This is a genomic window from Pandoraea morbifera (genome assembly GCF_902459575.1).
GTDB classification, from domain to species: Bacteria; Pseudomonadota; Gammaproteobacteria; order Burkholderiales; family Burkholderiaceae; genus Pandoraea; species Pandoraea morbifera.
In genome coordinates this window covers 1-753 of the sequence record NZ_CABPSD010000041.1, presented here as the reverse complement: position 1 = coordinate 753, position 753 = coordinate 1, and the positions used below count along the sequence as shown (strand labels likewise).

Annotated in this window: 2 protein-coding genes; both read right to left on the bottom strand. The window is 59.4% G+C overall.

Features of this window, described 5'->3' with window-relative positions:
• Positions 1–40: 40 nt before the first annotated feature.
• Positions 41–391: a DUF3168 domain-containing protein gene (locus tag PMO31116_RS24510; protein ID WP_425494828.1), complete on the bottom strand. Its 351-nt coding sequence runs from the start codon at positions 389–391 to the stop codon at positions 41–43.
• A gap of 23 nt (positions 392–414) precedes the next feature.
• A partial coding sequence (locus tag PMO31116_RS23865; protein WP_217424781.1) for an HK97-gp10 family putative phage morphogenesis protein occupies positions 415–753 on the bottom strand: 339 nt, incomplete at its 5' end.

Genomic DNA, 753 nt, shown 5'->3' with positions numbered 1-753 from the left:
CCGCCCGAAGGCGGTTCAGTACAAAGCAAATAGGCAACCGTCAGCGCGGTAGCCACCAGTCAAAAACCATCGAGATGCGGTACTTCTCGGTTTGAGCGTCTCTCTCGTCGGCCACGTATCCAACACACAATGCGAACGGCTCTATGGCCGCCCGCACTGCGGCAGCAAGAGCCTCTACCTCGGCATCGTCCGTGGACCAGCAGTCGACTTGTGCGCGAAACTGGTCCGCGCACGCACCCTCAAGGGCGTTCTCAGGAGCCCCGCCGGCGAATGAGAAAGTCAGGTATGGTGAAGCGACGCCTTGGGGCGCACTTCCATGGCGATATGCCCGTACCGGGGAAGATCCAACAAGAGCAGTTACCGCCGCGCTTGATGACAAGGCCTTAAACACCTTCGGGTACACGTCGGCTCACCTTATGCTTGACTGGCCTTCGACAATCGCCGAATCACCCGGTCGATGCCCTGATTCAGTTCATAGACCACAGTGCTCAACGCCTGCTCGCGGGCCGCGAAGAACGCCGGAGCCATCCATGGAGTCGGGGCGCGCTGCTCCGTGCCAAACTCCAAATAGCGCGCCGTCATGATCGTCTTAACCTGGTGCTTCTCGCGAAGCGTTTCCGGATACACATACTTCTTGCTCCGGCTGATGAGCACTCGATAGCGCTCGTTCGCACCGCTCCGCTGAGGGTTTGGGTCACGCCGAACCGCTATCGATTGCGCAAGCAGGTCGGTCGAAACGTAATGATCAGGATC